This is a genomic window from Paenibacillus herberti, from assembly GCF_002233675.1.
Lineage (GTDB): Bacteria > Bacillota > Bacilli > Paenibacillales > Paenibacillaceae > Paenibacillus_O > Paenibacillus_O herberti.
This window is the reverse complement of sequence record NZ_NMUQ01000001.1, coordinates 2,738,010-2,753,454: the sequence shown is the minus strand read 5'-3', so window position 1 is coordinate 2,753,454 and position 15,445 is coordinate 2,738,010. Positions and strand designations below refer to the sequence as shown.

General features: G+C 50.7%; 15 protein-coding genes. 13 read left to right on the top strand and 2 right to left on the bottom strand.

Going from position 1 to position 15,445, the window contains the following annotated elements; genetic code table 11:
* Positions 1-38: 38 nt before the first annotated feature.
* The 10 genes from cydD (at position 39) to CGZ75_RS12470 (ending at position 9,296) form a co-directional block, all read left to right on the top strand.
* A complete protein-coding gene (cydD, locus tag CGZ75_RS12515; protein WP_089524691.1) occupies positions 39-1,799 on the top strand; it encodes a thiol reductant ABC exporter subunit CydD in 1,761 nt (586 codons plus the stop codon).
* On the top strand, positions 1,796-3,526 hold the full coding sequence (gene cydC, locus CGZ75_RS12510) for a thiol reductant ABC exporter subunit CydC (RefSeq protein ID WP_089524461.1): 1,731 nt from the start codon (positions 1,796-1,798) through the stop codon (positions 3,524-3,526). Before cydD ends, cydC begins: the two co-directional genes overlap by 4 nt.
* 77 nt (positions 3,527-3,603) lie before the next feature.
* Positions 3,604-3,921 carry a hypothetical protein gene (locus CGZ75_RS12505; RefSeq protein ID WP_089524460.1) on the top strand — a complete coding sequence of 106 codons (318 nt, stop codon included), beginning with the start codon at positions 3,604-3,606 and terminating at the stop codon, positions 3,919-3,921.
* 37 nt (positions 3,922-3,958) lie between these two features.
* Positions 3,959-5,059 carry a hypothetical protein gene (locus CGZ75_RS12500; RefSeq protein ID WP_089524459.1) on the top strand — a complete coding sequence of 367 codons (1,101 nt, stop codon included), beginning with the start codon at positions 3,959-3,961 and terminating at the stop codon, positions 5,057-5,059.
* 161 nt (positions 5,060-5,220) lie between these two features.
* Positions 5,221-5,526 carry a LiaF transmembrane domain-containing protein gene (locus tag CGZ75_RS12495; protein ID WP_089524458.1) on the top strand — a complete coding sequence of 102 codons (306 nt, stop codon included), beginning with the start codon at positions 5,221-5,223 and terminating at the stop codon, positions 5,524-5,526.
* Positions 5,527-5,568: 42 nt separating this feature from the next.
* Positions 5,569-6,237, top strand: coding sequence for a PspA/IM30 family protein (locus tag CGZ75_RS12490; RefSeq protein ID WP_089524457.1), 669 nt, complete (start codon positions 5,569-5,571; stop codon positions 6,235-6,237).
* A gap of 6 nt (positions 6,238-6,243) precedes the next feature.
* Positions 6,244-6,735 (top strand): PspC domain-containing protein, encoded by a 492-nt coding sequence (locus CGZ75_RS12485; protein WP_089524456.1) that lies wholly within the window; start codon positions 6,244-6,246, stop codon positions 6,733-6,735.
* Between the two features lie 4 nt (positions 6,736-6,739).
* On the top strand, positions 6,740-7,444 hold the full coding sequence (locus tag CGZ75_RS12480; protein WP_089524455.1) for a PspA/IM30 family protein: 705 nt from the start codon (positions 6,740-6,742) through the stop codon (positions 7,442-7,444).
* A 176-nt stretch (positions 7,445-7,620) separates the two neighbouring features.
* Positions 7,621-8,616, top strand: a complete 996-nt coding sequence (locus tag CGZ75_RS12475; RefSeq protein WP_245850795.1) for a sensor histidine kinase — start codon at positions 7,621-7,623, stop codon at positions 8,614-8,616.
* Positions 8,613-9,296 carry a response regulator gene (locus CGZ75_RS12470; RefSeq protein WP_089524454.1) on the top strand — a complete coding sequence of 228 codons (684 nt, stop codon included), beginning with the start codon at positions 8,613-8,615 and terminating at the stop codon, positions 9,294-9,296. Before CGZ75_RS12475 ends, CGZ75_RS12470 begins: the two co-directional genes overlap by 4 nt.
* A 36-nt stretch (positions 9,297-9,332) precedes the next feature.
* Here the strand turns inward: CGZ75_RS12470 and CGZ75_RS12465 are convergent, their stop codons facing one another.
* Together CGZ75_RS12465 and CGZ75_RS12460 are read right to left on the bottom strand one after the other, a co-directional pair.
* Positions 9,333-10,025 (bottom strand): hypothetical protein, encoded by a 693-nt coding sequence (locus tag CGZ75_RS12465; RefSeq protein WP_089524453.1) that lies wholly within the window; start codon positions 10,023-10,025, stop codon positions 9,333-9,335.
* A 150-nt stretch (positions 10,026-10,175) separates the two neighbouring features.
* Complete coding sequence (locus tag CGZ75_RS12460; RefSeq protein WP_089524452.1) at positions 10,176-10,607, bottom strand: hypothetical protein; 432 nt, start codon at positions 10,605-10,607, stop codon at positions 10,176-10,178.
* A gap of 113 nt (positions 10,608-10,720) precedes the next feature.
* On the opposite strand from CGZ75_RS12460, the gene CGZ75_RS12455 reads away from it, so the two are divergent.
* The 3 genes from CGZ75_RS12455 to CGZ75_RS12445 all read left to right on the top strand — a co-directional run bounded on the left by CGZ75_RS12455 (position 10,721) and on the right by CGZ75_RS12445 (position 15,135).
* On the top strand, positions 10,721-11,590 hold the full coding sequence (locus CGZ75_RS12455) for a hypothetical protein (protein WP_089524451.1): 870 nt from the start codon (positions 10,721-10,723) through the stop codon (positions 11,588-11,590).
* A 111-nt stretch (positions 11,591-11,701) separates the two neighbouring features.
* A complete protein-coding gene (gene zwf, locus CGZ75_RS12450; RefSeq protein ID WP_089524450.1) occupies positions 11,702-13,258 on the top strand; it encodes a glucose-6-phosphate dehydrogenase in 1,557 nt (518 codons plus the stop codon).
* Positions 13,259-13,548: 290 nt separating this feature from the next.
* Positions 13,549-15,135: a peptide chain release factor 3 gene (locus CGZ75_RS12445; protein WP_089524449.1), complete on the top strand. Its 1,587-nt coding sequence runs from the start codon at positions 13,549-13,551 to the stop codon at positions 15,133-15,135.
* Positions 15,136-15,445: the final 310 nt, after the last annotated feature.

Sequence of the window (15,445 nt, the reverse complement as noted above, 5' to 3'; positions counted from 1 at the left end):
TGAAGAGGAACAGGAAATCGGGTCTGATTTCTGGGCAAATGTCTTCCCAAAGGAAAAACATGACCCTCCTCGCGGTCATTTCACTCGCGCTTGGTGCAGCTATTGTGAGTCAGGCTGGACTGTTAGCTGAAGCCGTCCAGCGGGTTTTTGTGGAGAGGGCTTCCTTTTCATCGGTTATCGTGTTGCTCGGCCTGCTTCTGGTAGTAATGGTTGTACGCACACTTTTGTCTTATGGAAACGGTAAAATAGGTTTGCGTATGGCTGCCGCTGCCAAGACGAATATGCGAGCAGCCGTACTGCAAAACTTGACTCATGCGACCATGCCTTCAACCCTTCGTGGACAGACGGGAGGCAAGGTCAGCATTGCTCTGGATGCTGTGGATGAGGCTGACAGTTATTTCAGTCAGTACATGCCGCGTATGATGGAAGCTGCTATGATCCCCATTCTGATTCTAGTCGTCACATTTATCCTGCATGCCAACACAGGTTTCATTATGTTATTTACTGCTCCGTTCATCCCGTTGTTCATGATTTTGGTAGGACTAAAAACGAAGAACAAATCCGAAGAAAAATATGCGCAGCTGGCCGAGTTTTCAGGTACGTTTCTGGATTCTCTTCAAGGGCTGGTAACGTTGAAAATATTTGGACGGGCTCACCGTCAGCAGCAGGAGATTGAACGCAGCAGTTTGGGTTACCGTGATGCCACGATGGGCATTTTGAAGATTGCGTTTACGAATACCTTTATGCTGGAATCGATCGTGATGTTAAGCATTGGCATTGTTGCACTCGAACTGGCCATCCAATTACTCGTTTTCAAATCAATGACGTTCCACACTGCCTTTTTTGTTTTGTTGCTCGTTCCCGAGTTTTACAGCCTGCTAAAAAATACGGGCACGGCCTTTCACAGTGGCCGAACAAGTATGGGAGCGGTTCGTAAAGTGGAAGGGATGCTACAGGAAACAACAGGGGAGAGCAGGGACACTAATGGCAATGAAGGAGCAGGTACATCCGATGGTATTAAATCAGAGATTTTCCATCCCGACGACCTTTCAAGGTTGCCGTCCATAGAGCTGGACAACCTCCGGTTTCGATATGCTCCAGATTCATTCGAGCTTGAGACGGGTCGGATCTCACTCGGTCCTGGAGAACACATTGCCATTGTTGGCAAAAGTGGTTCCGGCAAAACGACCTTGCTCCATCTCATTGCCGGTTTGCTGAAACCAGCATCGGGAACGGTTCTGGTCAATGGAATCCCCCTCTCGCAATACGATGAGACCGCATGGTTTCAACAGGTTAGCTACATTACACAGCATCCGTATATTTTTGCAGGTACATTGGCTGATAATATTGCGATCGGTGCTGGTGGGAACATCACCAGGGCTGAGATTGAGCGGGCGGCGGAGGAAGCTGGACTTGCTGCGCTGACAGCCCAATTGGAGCATGGATTGGATACCATTGTCGGTGAAGGAGGTAGAGGACTGTCAGGCGGGGAAAAACAACGGCTTGCCTTGGCACGCGCTTTTTTGAAGCGTCCTCTCCTCATTTTGTTTGATGAGCCCACGGTTGGGCTGGATTTGCACACCGAGCGGGTACTGCAACGCTCCATTGCTAAGCTGGCAAAAACGGCAACGATGATTACGGTGGCTCACCGACTATATACGATTCAACAAGCGGACAAGATCTTGTTTATGGACAATGGAGTATTGGTGGACTCCGGACGGCATAACGAGCTTCTGGAGCGTCTGCCTCAATATGCCGAGATGGTTGATGTCCAACGAAAAGGGGGATTATCATCATGAATGGACTGGCTGTTCTGTCGAAGGCGATGTTTCAGGAACGCAAGGATATCATTCTTTCGATTTTGGGTGGATTTATCGCAGGCATAGCCGGCGTGGCACTCTTTTCCGCAAGCGGGTATATGATTTCACAAACGGTATTTGCACCACCGCTTTATACTTTGATTTTACTCACCTCAATGGTCAAATTGCTTGGTTTGCTTCGGGCGGCAAGCCGTTATGGAGAACGTTTGTATTCTCATCAGGCGACATTCTCCATGCTTAGCCGTTTGCGTACATCCTTTTTTGCCAAGCTTATTCCTCTAACGCCCGGTATATTGAACAAAAATCGAAGCGGGGATCTGCTTGCGCGAATCGTTGGAGATGTGGAAAGCTTGCAAAATTATTTTTTGCGAGTCGCTTATCCCCCGATCATGGTCGTCATGGTGTTTTTGGCTACGGTGTTGTTTACTTCAGCCATTTCGTTCTGGATTGCCGTTCTGTTTATACTAGGCATGCTGGTGACGGCATTTGTTGTACCGGGAATTGTTTTGCTCGGACAGCGAAAAATAAATGGACGCGTTCGCGAGCAGCGGGCACTGCTTTCCACGGAAGTTACCGAGGTGTTGTATGGTTTCCGGGATTTGAAAGTATACGGGCAATTGGCACAGCGAGAGGGACAGCTTCAGCAGGCTTCCGCTGTATTGGCAGCTGAACAGCAACGAGCAGCCGGGCATTTGTTGCGCGGGCAATCGATGCATGCTTTGGTTACGTTCCTCATTTCGTGGGGGGTGCTCGCGCTTGGTGCCTATTTAATTATGGACGGAGCGCTTGCTGGGGTATTTCTTGCTATGCTGATCATGGCTTCGTTAACTGTATTTGAAGAAGCGGCGGCAATGGCCACATTACCTGCGTATAAGGAAGATAGCGAACACGCAGCTAAAAGGCTGACGGAAACGGTCCAGTCCACCGAGGTGCTGTCCCCGCAGCGGGGCGGCGTGTTGCCAGTTGATCATGCCATTTCGATAGAGCTATCCGGTGTTACGTTTCAATATGAAGGCGAGTGGAGACCAGCGCTCAGGGATATATCCCTGCATATTTCACCTGGCTCCAAAACGGCGATTGTCGGGGCGAGCGGATCAGGAAAGTCGACGATTATTGAATTGCTGCTCAAGCTGCGTGCACCAACGGCTGGCGACATACGATTAAGCGGCCTTTCGGTGAACGAACTGGATGAGACGAGCATTTGGCAAGCGGCTAACGTGGTGTTACAGCAAAGCCATTTCTTCCGGGGAACGATCCGGGACAACCTTCTTCTGGATGGAGAAGAACATTCTGACGATCAATTGTCGGAAGTGCTGACTAAAGTGCAGCTGCCCGATAAATCGTTGACCGATATGGTGTATGAAAAAGGAGAGAATCTGTCAGACGGCGAGAAACAGCGGCTGGCTCTGGCGCGAGCAATGCTCCGCAAAGGGCGGTTATGGCTGCTAGACGAACCAACTTCATCGCTGGATTATGTGACAGAGCAGCATGTTTTGAAGCAGCTGTACGCACAGGCGGCTAAAGATACGCTTATCTTGATCTGTCATCGGCTTGCCGGATTGGAAGAGATGGATCGAATTGTGGTCATTGACCAAGGCAAAGTAGTGGAAACAGGCTCCTACTGGGAGTTGATGGAGCAAAAGGGCTATTTTTATGAAATGAAGAATATTGAACGGCAAATGATCGGAGAAGTTGCACATATATAGCCCTCCTGAGTCATCTCAAAAAATACCGCTACTGTAAAATAGCAGAGAGATGACACAGAAGGGACATTACATTACTCATGCGTATGAAAATTGGAATTGCTTTCGGACTAGTTCTCTTTGCGGTTATTGTTTTTATTATTCCCTTTTCATTTGAGCCGCCAGGTGACACTCGTTTGGTAGCTGACCGAACGAAAAAGACTTATATTGCGCCTCCTTGTTTTGATGAAGCCAGTCCCACGAATAATCTTGCTGAAGTAGATTGGACTTGGGTAAAGGAGTCGGGCTACAAGCCAGAGTCATCCTGCACTTCGGAAAAGCTGATGACAGCAAAAGAGACGTTAGGAGAAAAGTTTACCCAGTTGCTGGGGCTGTCCAAAGACCCTTGGGCTTGGTGATTTTTGTCCAGAACTTTTGCTGTGGAGGTGTTGCGGTATGACATTCGAGTATGGCATGGAAATACCCAAAGTTGTGGCCCTTGCGGAGCGGTTTATAGAGAACTTTTCTATTATGTTGCTGCTCGGGATCTTTTTTTTCAGAAAATGTCTTTGGCCGACTGTTCAAGTGAAGTATGAGTTTGCAAGCATCATTCACCTGGAAAGAATCGCCGTTGTTTTAGTTCTTTACGCGGCGATCTTAACTGGTGAAGTGGATGGGATTTCCTTAACGAAGGTTATAGTTGGCGTATTATGGTTGGTATTCGCTTTTGAACGACCAGAGTCTGCATTAATATCTAATGGGGGAAAAGCTTTCCTTTCCGTAATCCTAATGGTAATCCTTGCAATCGATAACTATCAGGGAAGAGTCGACCTTGAAAGCATCGCCCCGCTTGTTATTGTTGCTATGAGCTACTGCGGCCAGATCATCCCGTTAGGTGGAGGGCTTGGATTATGGCTGTCCGGTCGAAGTCAATCGGGCTTGATATCGACTCAGTTGAAATCGCTTACGGATCGATTTATGTCCTGGGCTTTGTTTAGCCTTCTGTTTATTCTTTTTCCAGAACTAATTGCGCTATTGCAGGGCCAATTCTCAGCCATCAAGCTTTTTCTTCCCCTAATTATCGCTGTAATGGTTTATAGCTATCCACGCTCAATGCAAACCATCAAACAAGGTATTCTTGGCTTGAATATCAGCCTTCTGATCTTTCTGATTGTTTATGCTTCGATCTTGTCGGTCAGCTCTCCATCCCGTGAGGTAGAGCCGTTCTATTGGCATGTCATGGGAACGGAAGCTCATATGTCGTTACGTGTTATTCATAAAACGGAGCAAGCGAGGCTGGATACATGGCTTCCGATTGGAATGGGGAAACCGGTGGAGGCCGTTGCTGAATTAAGCAAAGCAGGCGTAAAGGTCCAGGTGCCTTTTTCCTTTAAAGAAGGGGGTGCGGATCCCTATGGTTATGAGGGGTTTGATAAGTACACCTATTTGGCTTCAGGGACCTATCTCGATAGCCCCGGAATATGGACTTTGTCCGTTACCGTGAAGGATATTAAGGGCGGAGTTCATGTATTTAAGAAGAAACAAATGGTTTATTAATGGAACGGATTGTCATGCTTGCGGCATGAGGCTTAGTCTTGCCCCGACCTCAGTCCAGGTCTAGAAACGTTCCGAGGTCCGTTTTGAGAAGTCGAATTCTAACCTAGAATAAAGACATAAAGCAAACGACCAATGAGTCGGGAAGGCGGTGACAATCAAAGATGAAAAAGAATTCGACGGTTGGCATGATCTTGATTGCAGCTGGAGTACTTGTGGCAATGAAGTTTTTGGGATTAGGGCATCTGATTAGCTGGGTCGTATCCCTGGTGTTCCCGCTAATTCTGCTCGGTCTTGGGTACATTGGCTGGAAGCACGGAAATCGCATAATCGGTGGTGTTATAGCAGGCGTCGGGGCTATCATGCTGCTTGGCAAGCTGTCCGGTCTGATCATGCTGTTGCTCGCGGTTGGCCTGATCGTGTGGGGCGTATCCAAAATCAAAGATAATCGTTCAACTAACAGAACATAAAGCCGATTTAACGCTTAAGCGTCTTACGAGGAGGATTAAACGATGAGCATCATACGACGTGTCCGGGACATTACCTTAGCAAGTCTGAACGAGCATCTCGAAAAATCGGAAGATCCGGTCAAGCTGATCGACCAGTTCCTATGGGGAACCCGGGAAGAGATCATCCAATCGGAGCGTCTGCACTCCCAATACTCCGCCCACAGCCAGCATCTTAAGATGCAATGGCTGCAAGCGGAACAGCAGAAGGATAAAAGAGAGCAGCAAGCTGTCACAGCGCTGAAAGCTGGCGAAGAGCAGCTAGCACGTATCGCTCTTCATGAGAAGGCCTCCGCTGATGAGCGGGCTGCCCAGTATCGTGAGCTTTACGAGCAGAGCCGCCTCAGCTTGGAAGATCTCGGGAATAATCTGCAGGAAATGCGCAGCGAGTACCAGATTGCATACGATAAACGGGAGTATTATTCAGCCCGGATGGAGTCCCTGAAGCTGCAACAGCGAATGAACTCGCGCTACGGTGCAGTCGGAGGAGGCAAGCAGGACGGCATGTTCCGCCGGTTGGACGATCGTCTGAGTGGCATGGAGCATGAAGCACGCAGCCTGCGCGAGCTGAGGCAGGGCGGCGTTGATTCTTCACAAGGACGCACAGGCGCTCAGAACCCAGCTGTCGAAAGAGAACTGGAGCAACTGAAGCGCAAGCTTGGACAAGGAGGCTAATTCATCATGAAGCAACTATACCGGTCCAGACAAAAGAAAATGATGGCCGGGCTCTGCGGCGGATTGTCCGATTACTTTAACGTAGATGCAAATCTGCTGCGTATTCTTGTAATCATTCTGGCGATCTGCACGAGCGGCGCCGCCATTCTAGTGTACATCCTGGCTGCCCTGGTTATCCCAAAGGAGCCCGTATACAATGACTATCCGCCCGGAAGCTTCGACTCCTACGGTGGTTACAACGATAACGGCAGAGGATACAACGAGCCGCACCGCTCTGGACGCGATGTTCGGAGAGGTCGTCCGCAAGGTCCCTTTGGTGGCCCATACCGCAATCCTTCGAATTTCGAGGGAGGTCAACCAAGTCAAGATTGGAATGCACCATCGGAGCCAACGGCTTCGGAGCTGGACAAGATGATGGACGATCTGGAGAAAAAGGCGCTCCGTAAAGAGCTTGAAGAATTGAAAGCCAAACTCGCGAATTACGAGAAGGGAGAATAACAACATGGGTATTTTCAAACGGGTAAAAGATATCACTAAAGCATCAGTACACGAGGTTCTCGACAAAATGGAAGATCCGATTGTTATGTTGAATCAGTACCTGCGTGATATGGAGCAGGAGATTCATCAAGCGGAGGTAACTGTAGCCAAGCAAATGGCCAACGAGCGTCGCATGCAGCAACGCTATGAAGAAGCGCAGCGCAGCGTAGCTGACCGCGACAGCAAGGCGGAAGCGGCCATTCGCTCCGGGCAGGAAGATTTGGCCCGCACAATGCTGGAGGAAAAGCTTTATTTTGAAGAAAAAACACAGGAATTCAGCCGCTTGCATGCTGAAGGCAAAGCTCAGGCCGATGATCTTAAGCATCAGCTGTACGGTATGAAGGATGAGTATTACCAGCTTCGCAACAAGCGCAATGAGCTGGTAGCTCGCGCTCAAATGGCGAAGGCCCAGAAGCAAATGTCTCAAGCGTCAGCTTCGACTAGCCATCTGGATACAGGCAGTGCTTCCCGCGGCTTCAATCGTATGGAAGAGAAGATCCTGCGTATGGAGGCGGAAGCGGATGTACTCCGTACACCTCACGGCGCTGGAGCTAATACTTACCGCGCTCAGGTTAAACCGGAGAATCAGCTGAAGGTCGAGGAGCAACTGCAACTGCTGAAAAACAAGTTGAATCCGCCACAGGAGCAGCAAAGTTCTTCGGAAGAATAGCTCAGCCTTTACCTGCTGCTGGGATAGGTAAACCATTCGTCCAGCAGTGTTAGCAGCAAGCCTTGTTCCAGACAGCTCAGGCTGCCTGGGCGGGGCTTGTTTGCTTGTGTAGAGATGGAAGCTTGTCCCGAGGATGCTTGAAGCGTTAAAGTATAGATAGAGAGGGGGATCCGAAGTTGGCTGTAAAAAAACCTCCTGGCATCGAGCAGGAGCCGAATCGACGCAATCGTTTGGAGATTATAATATGGCTTCTTATTATTATGGGACTGCTGCTGATTTTACTGCAGGGCATTGGGTATGTGGAGTTTTTTGCGCTGCAAGGCAAAGCCGCCCTGTATGGATTATCAATTATCGCGGTTGCATTAGCCGTAACGGCTCTTAAAAGCACGGTGCAGACAACCCGCCTGAGGGAAGCGCTGCGAAAGCTTAACCAGCAGCAAGGCAGAAGAAAGTCAATTACGATTCCTTCCTCAAAGGATGGAACAGAAGAGTCAGAGCAGGAAGAGCAAGCCCAAGAGGATTGGAGGGAGCAGGTCAAGTTTACTGCAGTCATTGAAGAGCGGCAGCGCTTGTCCCGTGAGCTCCATGATGCGGTCAGTCAGCAGCTATTCGCGATCTCGATGACCGCTACAGCGGTCAGCCGGACGATCGAAAAAGACTGGGAGAGAGCTCGCAGGCAGGTTCAGCTGATTGAAGAAATGGCGGCAGTAGCCCAATCTGAGATGAGGGCGCTGCTACTGCACCTGAGACCAGTTCATCTGGACGGCAAAGTTCTTGCGCAAGCGCTGGAGCTGCTGGTGACTGAGCTGCAGGTAAAGGTCCCGATGGATATTAACATTGAGGTGGACCGGACGCTACTGTTTCACCCTACGGTAGAAGATCATCTGTTTCGGATCGCGCAGGAATCGCTGTCCAATACGTTACGTCATGCCAAAGCGACCAAGATGGATATTTCCTTGAAACGTGATGGAAAAATGGCCAAGCTGAGCTTCATTGATAACGGCATCGGATTTGATTTGGAAGAGAAGAAACAAGCTTCTTACGGCTTGCTGACGATGGAGGAGCGGATTCATGAGCTGGGCGGGCTTATTGCCGTCATGACTGCCCCGGGAGAAGGTACAGCGATTGAGATGTGGATTCCGATCGAGGATGGAAAGGGGATAGGGGCATGATCAGAGCGCTAGGCCAAGAGGAAGAGCTGGCGCCATCGGTTCGTGTGCTGCTAGTCGATGACCACGAAATGGTTAGAATCGGACTTGCAGCGGTGCTGGATACCGAGGATGGCATTGAGGTCGTCGGGGAAGCCGGCAACGGTAAGGAAGGCATCCGGCTTGCCTTAGCTTATAAACCAGATGTTATTCTGATGGATCTTGTCATGGATGTGATGGACGGAGTAGAGACGACGCGTCTAATCATGGAGGAGCTGCCGGACACGAAGGTTATCGTACTGACCAGCTATCTCGATGACAGTAAGCTGTACCCAGTCATTGAAGCAGGAGCGTTCAGCTATTTGCTCAAGACTTCAAGGGCCAGCGAGATTGCAGAAGCCATTCGTGCAGCTTCGCGCGGCCAGTCGGTGCTGGAATCACAGGTAGCGGTTAAGATGATGAATCGTTTTCGCCAGCCCAAGCAGAACATGAAAAAAGCTCCGCATGAGGAGCTCACGGAGCGGGAAATGGATGTCCTGATGCTGGTCGCGCAAGGTTTGTCCAATCAAGATATTGCGGACAAGCTGTTCATCAGCATTAAGACGGTCAAGTTCCATGTGACCAATGTGTTGAACAAGCTGGGAGTCGAGGATCGTACACAAGCTGCAATCTATGCGCATAAGCATGACTTAGCTGTGGACTAGCTGATCTAGGCTGCGGAATATGATGGCCTCCGGCCGCTAGATGGATTCATGAAGCAGCCAGCCTTGAGTAGGTAATCCACCTTCATTCTGTCCGTACTCATTGTACTGACTGTAGGGGAGAGTTAGGGATCTGCTGATCATTGAACGAGCCGGCTGATGTAAAAAGTTGTTCAGAATTTCTTCGGCGCAGGGCAGAAGTCCCTCGCTGTTAAAAAGCGCATTCAGCACGGAATCTGGCCGCTCGTCGAGCAGCCGGCCAAGCCGGACGCGATCGATCTGCCACGGGCCTTCTGACTGGGACTTGAAGCCAGCAGTTATAGCGGCAGGATGTTCCCGCAGCCGGCTAAGTTCATCTTCGATTCTGGAGCTGAGGTTAGTACTACAGCGGAAATAGAGAAGTCCGAGCGAGTTCCAGCGTTCCTCGAGCTCATGCACCGTGTCGGTAATCCCGAGTAAATCGGGGTTACCGGGCTGGCTTTCCAGCGTGTGGCGGCGTTCCCTCATGCGGCGGAGCGCTTCCCGCTGTCGACTGGCCGCATCGCTCCAGCGAGCTGCGTCATCTAGCGCATGGCGCATCTGGCCGTAGGCTTCACCGTAGAGCAGATACCATCCTGGCAGTCCGGCTTGCCCGGCATGTCGGGCCGTTTCGGAGCGTAACGTAACACGTTGAACGGATGAGGCTCGTTCGACATTAGAACGGGTGAAGACGCGTGACAGGGGCGTGGGCATGAAGGGCCTCCTTCGGCGTAAAGCTTGATTTTTTCAAACCATTACCCTATACCAACCTATGCATAAACAGCCTGTAGAAGCTTCCAATAGGAAAGTTCCACAGGCTGTTTAAGTTTCCTGCTTGAAGTTCCGAACCAAGCGAGGCGAGAATCAAATAAGTAACAGCAGGAAGGCGAGAGCGGAGAGGCCGACTGCAAAAGCGGCACCAAAACCGAAGCCATTCCTGTACCCGTATCCGTACGGACGGTAACCCGGATAACCTCCAAAGATGGATCTAGACCCATAAGGATAACCTGGATATGAGGTGAAGGCCTTTATCTGGGCCGTAGGTTCCTTCATTTTGTCTGGAGCTTTCTTAATCGTTTTGCTCTTTTTTCCTTTTGTCGAGGAAGAGGTACTTGAGATACTGGCGCCGCCACTCTGGCGGGCATGATACTCTTCTCCTCCGTTCAAGAATATATGATCGTCTTGACATGCGGTCAAGATGCCTGTATAACGTGATCCGTCTCTCAGAACCATGCAGACGGGCATACCGCAAAATCTCTTGATATTATCTTCATGAAGCGGTTGAATCTGTTGCATATTGTCCCTTCATCCTCTCTGGCGATAGTGGGCTGGATGATGCATTATATTCACTTACGGGCTAATGCGTATGGTCAAACACCCATCTAGATGAATTGGAAGGAGCGAGAAGCTTGGACCCACTGCAAAGCAAGAAGCGCAAACGGTCGCTGCAGGCGATGGGAATGGTCGCGGCGGCGCTGCTGCTGGCTGCACTAGCGACGTTGTATTCTGCTGGAAATAAGGGTTCTCTCGGTTGGACACTTCCCGACAAGCCGGCCATAACGGAGCAGACGGGCACAGTTTCAGTGGAGGATCTTGCTCAGCTATGGCAATGGTCAGATGGAGAACTGCGAGGCGGAGCGGCTAACAGTCGGTGGGAGCTGCGTTGGCTTGCCAAGGGGATGACAGAGGAGCAGGCGTTGAAGTTGGCGGAGCAACTAGGTTATACGGATAAGGAAGTTGTGCCAGAGAAGGATGAATCAGGTGGCGATACGGGCATTCTATGGAAAGCGCAACATCAAGAGGATGTAGGTCGACTGATGGTGACAGCTATTCGGGATAGTGGCGAAGCTGTTGATCAGGTACAGGTAGTTCTTTTGCTTATACCATCCAATCCTGCACAGCATCTCGGGTTAGAAGAGGCGGATGGGCGCATTCGCGAAGCTATAAGGGCAAGCGGCGCTACCTCTGAACCGCTGCTTAGCGTCAAGCTGAGCGGGCAAACCCTGCATCAGGATAGCGTGGAGAGACTCGTTAAGGCTGCAGGAGCCCTGCAATTGGACAAGTACGAGGATGAGGCGACAGTCATCAGGACTTATTCTTCACCGAAGCTGGATGCTTCAATTCGGCTGGTTGATGGAGAAAAGGGGGCGGACGCAAGCCTGCAAATAGCGGTGCAACAGGCCCGTTCCGAAAAACAGAAAGACGAACCTTTAAACCTAACAATTGGAGTGCCGCTCATTGCCGGAGAGGCATTGGCGACGCAAATTTCGGGAAAGTGAAGGACCCATGAAGATTGAATGAGATCAATAGCGGTTGAAGCATCGATATGATACACTACATACCATATCAACCCGATCCAACCAAAAATTTACGACGAAAGAATGAGGAACATGAACAACTCTAACAAACAGGAACTGACAGCCGCCGAAGGCGCGGTCTACTATCTGTTCGGAGCCACCGGCGATCTGGCACGGAGAAAGCTGTTCCCGGCGCTGTTTTCTCTATATAAAGAAGGCAAGCTGGCGGAGAATTTCGCAGTTGTCGGGCTTGCGCGCCGTCCTCGTGACAACGAGCAATTCCGCCAGGACGTTTACGAGTCGATTCAGGAGTTCTGCCGGTATAAACCGTCCGACCGGGAGCTGTGGGAACGGTTCGCCCAGCATTTCGTCTATATGCCCCTAGATATCCATAATGTAGACGGCTTCCGTGAGCTCGATCGTCTCTCCAGTGAGCTGGACGAGAAATTCGGCATTAACGGCAACCGCCTGTTCTATCTGGCACTAGCACCAGAGCTGTTCGGTCCGGTATCGTTCAATCTGCGCGACGGCGGCCTACTGGAATCGAAAGGTTGGCATAAGCTCGTCATCGAGAAACCTTTCGGCTACGACCTGGAATCGGCGCGTGAACTGAACGGCCAGCTGAGCCAGGTGTTCAAAGAGGAAGAGGTCTATCGGATCGACCACTACCTCGGCAAGGAAATGGTTCAGAATATCCAGGTGCTTCGTTTTGCCAACCAGCTGTTCGAGCCGCTCTGGAACAAAAATCATATCGCCAATGTGCAAATTACGCTTTCGGAAACGGTCGGCGTCGAGGAACGCGGCGGTTATTATGACCATTCCGGTGCTCTGCGCGATATGGGACAGAACCATATTTTGCAAATGATTACGATGATCGCGATGGAGCCTCCTGCCAAGCTGCATGCAGAGAGCCTTCGCGACGAGAAGGTTAAGGTGCTTCGCTCGCTGCGTCAGTTCAGCGGCAGTGAAGAGGTGCGCGAGCGCGTCGTACGTGCGCAGTATGCGGCTGGCAGTAGCAAGGGCAAGGAACTGCCTGGCTACCGCGAGGAGGACAAGGTTAATCCGGAGTCCTCTACGGAGACGTATTTTGCAGCCAAGGTATTCGTTGATAACTTCCGCTGGGCGGGCGTGCCGTTCTACATCCGTACGGGCAAACGACTCCCAGTCAAGACAACCGAAGTTGTTATCGAGTTCAAAAACGTACCCGATAATGTACTGTTTGCGAAGCGGCATAATCTCGGACCAAATTTGCTCGTCATCCGGGTCAACCCGATGGAGGGCATTTACCTCAAGATCAATGCCAAGCGTCCAGGAGCGGACAATGAAGTTCAGCCGGTAGCAATGGAGTTCTGCCAAAGCTGCCAGATTGGCATCAATACGCCTGAGGCTTATGAGCTTCTGATCTATGATGCAGCGCGCGGCGATTCCACCTACTTCACTCGCTGGGATGAAGTGGCTGCGGCTTGGACCTTTGTCGACCGTATCGCTCAGGCATGGCGTGAGTCGCCAGAGGATCTTAAATCGTATCCAGCCGGTTCTTGGGGTCCGGAGGAGGGCGATCGTATGCTGAAGCAGGACGGATTTTTCTGGTGGCCGGTTAATGGCCAGGCGGAAGATAATGTGGTTTGGATTAGTGGGGGCGGCAGCTAAGGCAGCATTCCCTTTATAGAAGGTACTTCAATCCTGTTCGGGTTCCCGGACAGGATTTGAAGCGTTTATGGAGCAACTTATCCCTTTTTAGCGTTGAATTAGCTTGCGCGAAGGTGGGTTTACAGGTTTTAATTGAAGTTAGGGCTGCAGACAGCTGCGACAAAGCCAGGAAAATACACCTTTTCAAGGAGCACAACTATGACAAGGCCGATCTGATCCGGACTCTGCCTCATGTTTGAGCCGCAGATTCGCTTGCAAGAAGATAAATAGCAGGAAGCAAGGAGACCCAAATGACAAAGCCATTAATCGATGAAATTAAACAAGAGGTGGAAAAACGGCGCACCTTCGCCATCATCTCTCACCCTGACGCCGGCAAAACGACGCTGACCGAGAAGCTGTTGCTGTTCGGAGGAGCTATTCGCGAGGCAGGTTCAGTTAAGGCTCGTAAAGCAAACAAACATGCTACGTCCGACTGGATGGAGATCGAGAAGCAGCGCGGTATCTCGGTTACTTCCTCTGTTATGCAGTTTGATTACAACGGACACCGCATCAATATTCTTGATACGCCTGGTCACCAAGACTTCAGTGAGGACACTTACCGTACGCTGACAGCGGCGGATAGCGCCGTCATGCTGATCGACGTTGCCAAGGGCGTCGAGGCTCAGACGATCAAGCTATTCCAAGTATGCCGTATGCGTGGCATTCCGATTTTCACTTTCATCAACAAGCTGGATCGCGAAGGTCAAAGCCCGTTCGATCTGATGGAAGAGCTGGAAAGGGTGCTTGGTATCCGTTCGGTGCCAATGAACTGGCCGATCGGAATGGGCCGGGAGCTGTGCGGCGTTTACGACCGGATGAAGAATCAGGTTGAGCTGTTCCAGGGCAACGACCATTCCAATATCCAGGTGAATAAGGTAGGCGACTATAAGGACCCGATCATCCGTGAGATGGCCGGCGACTATCTCGCCGATCAGCTTGAGCAGGATCTGGAGTTATTGGATGTAGCAGGTGATCAGTTCGACTTTGAGAAGGTTCGGGCAGGAGAGCTGACGCCGGTATTCTTCGGCAGCGCCGTCAACAACTTCGGCGTGCAGACATTCCTCGAGAACTTCCTGCAGTTGGCGCCGAAGCCGGAGCCGCGCAACAGTACGAATGGCCCTATTGAACCAACAAGCGAAAAGTTCAGTGGATACGTCTTTAAAATCCAGGCAAATATGAACCCAGCCCATCGGGATCGAATTGCCTTTCTGCGTATCTGTTCCGGGCGTTTTGAACGCGGTATGAGCGTGAAACATGTGCGGATCGGCAAAGATATCAAGCTGGCCCAGCCGCAGCAGTTCCTCGCTCAAGACCGGGACATCGTTGAGGCTGCTTATCCGGGTGATATTATCGGTCTGTTCGATCCGGGTATTTTCAGGATTGGCGACAGCTTGGCGCAGGGCGGCAACGTCGTGTTCGACGAGCTGCCGACATTTTCACCAGAGATTTTCGCCAAAGTCTCGATCAAAAATGCGCTCAAGAAGAAACAGTACGAAAAAGGCATTGATCAGCTGACCGAGGAAGGCACCATTCAGGTGTTCCAATCCGCCAGCGGCTTCGAGGATACGATTCTCGGCGTTGTTGGACAGCTGCAATTCGAGGTGTTTGAGTATCGGATGAAGGCGGAATACGGCGTCGATGTCATTTTGCAGCGTATGCCATTCCAGTTCGCACGCTGGATTGTTGAAGAAAATATCGATCCTTCCAAGTTCCGCATTAACTCCACACTCGTGAAGGACAAAAAGGGCAACTATGTCGCCCTGTTCGAGAACGAGTATGCGATGCGTACCGCAGAGACCAAAAACCCAACTTCTAAATTCCTAGAAACGGCTCCTTAAGCCCATTAAGGCGGCGTGAATGATTTAAGCTCTCAGGCTGCAATGACTGTTGCAGGAGTCGGAAATTCGTGGAATATGGTGTTTGAACAAGTAGAGCCTTCGAGAAATACGATGTTTAAAGGAGCAGAGCCAGCCGAGAAATCGGTTGGCTTTTTCATGTTCAGGTAGCTGCCTGCATCGGGTATTCATTGCCTCATTGAGATGGCATAGAGAGGCGTGGCGTTGACAGCTAGAAGGATTTTATGAGAAAATGAACGCGCGTACATTATTGATACGGAATTTATAGAGGACAACATGTTGCCATCAGCAG